The sequence below is a fragment of the Methanocalculus sp. genome (assembly GCF_029762515.1).
Taxonomy (GTDB): domain Archaea; phylum Halobacteriota; class Methanomicrobia; order Methanomicrobiales; family Methanocorpusculaceae; genus Methanocalculus.
The window spans coordinates 1-1678 of sequence record NZ_JARVGN010000462.1; the positions used below are offsets into that span (position 1 = coordinate 1).

Annotated in this window: 2 protein-coding genes; one reads left to right on the forward strand and one right to left on the reverse strand. The window is 56.0% G+C overall.

The window, feature by feature from the left end:
* Positions 1–268: FAD-binding protein (locus QCH34_RS12185; RefSeq protein WP_300334530.1), on the reverse strand; the 268-nt coding region annotated here is incomplete at its 3' end.
* 62 nt (positions 269–330) lie between these two features.
* On the opposite strand from QCH34_RS12185, the gene QCH34_RS12190 reads away from it, so the two are divergent.
* Positions 331–1678, forward strand: a 1348-nt coding sequence (locus tag QCH34_RS12190; protein WP_300334531.1) for an aspartate kinase, incomplete at its 3' end; no start/stop codon positions are given.

Genomic DNA, 1678 nt, shown 5'->3' on the forward strand with positions numbered 1-1678 from the left:
CATTCACGAGCACCTCTGCTAACGTCCTGTCATTTAAGTAGGCGCCGCCTTTGAGCGTATCCTCAAGATGGCCCACAATCGTGTCCGCTTCCTTCAGAACCGCGTTATAGCCGCCTTCCGCCATCACGGTGCAGCCGCCCTTCCCTGCGATCGTCTTTCCGATCAGGATCGTCTCTCCATACTGCGCTGCTTCAAGCGCCGCCCTGATTCCGGCACCTCCGCTTCCTATTACAAGAACGTGGCAATCCTCCGTCGTAATCACACCCATCGTATTATAATGATCTGCCGTGAAATAACTTAAAATACATCGTGGGGTTTGGTGAGCCAGAAATGAGGCTTGTTATGAAATTTGGCGGCACATCGGTTGGAGATGAGCAGGCTATCGCCCGCGTGGTCGATATCCTGAAGACCCACCGGGAGAGGGGAGATGAACTTGCGGTTGTAGTATCGGCGATGACCGGTGTAACAGATCAGCTCATCGCCACTGCTGAGGAGGTCGTCACCTCATCCGGGAACCCCCCGATCGAGCAACTGATTCATGCGCTTCGATCACGGCATATGAAGGCACTCGAGGTGGTTGCCCCTGACTCGCTTGAAGAGATCGGGGTGTACATCGATGATCGGCTTCTGAAGCTGAAGCATATCTTGACAGCCCTTCATACACTCAGGGAACTGACACCGAGATCACGGGATTATATTGTATCGTTTGGTGAGCGGCTCTCTGCCCCCGTCGTCTCGGCGGCACTGAACCAGGCGGGGATCCCCTCAACGGTGCTGGATGGGTGCGAGGCGGGGATCGTTACGAACTCCTGCCATGGGGGCGCGGTTGCCCTTCCTGAAAGCTATACCCGCATAAAGAGCCGTGTTCTGCCCCTCCTTCCGGACTGTGTTCCGGTGATCATGGGATATATGGGATGCAGCGAACAGGGGTATGTGACCACCCTCGGCAGGAGCGGTTCAGATTATACCGGATCGATCATCGGTGCCGGTATCAATGCGGATGAGATCTGGATCTGGACCGATGTCGATGGCGTGATGACGACTGATCCGCGGATGATCCCCGAAGCACGGGTGATACCCTCCATCTCGTTCCTCGAGATGATGGAGCTCTCCTATTTCGGTGCGAAGGTGCTCCACCCGAAATCGATTGAACCTGCGATGATGAGCGATATCATGGTCCGGGTGAAGAATACCTTCAATGCGTCTGCCGCAGGCACAGCCGTTGTCCAGACGGCACACCGTGAGAAACGTGTGGTGAAGGCGATCTCGATCATCCGGAAGGTGGCGCTTCTTACAATTGGTGGTGCGCAGATGGCTGGGCGTCCCGGTGTTGCAAGGGCAATCTTCTCGGCACTTGCAGAACGTGAGGTGAATGTGATGCTCATCTCACAAGGGTCGTCTGAGGCGAATATCACTCTCGTGATCGACGAGGATCACCTGATGAATGCGGTGGAGGGGCTCACCGAGATCCAGAAACGGGGATATGTCCGGGAGATCACCTTTGACAAGGATATCGTCGTCATCGCTGTCGTCGGTGCCGGGATGGCGGGCACCCCCGGCACAAGCGGGCGGATCTTCTCTGCCCTTGGAACAGCCGGGGTGAACGTGATGATGATCACACAAGGGTCATCTGAAGTGAATGTCTCGTTTGTCGTGAAGGAAGGGGATGGCCAGCGTG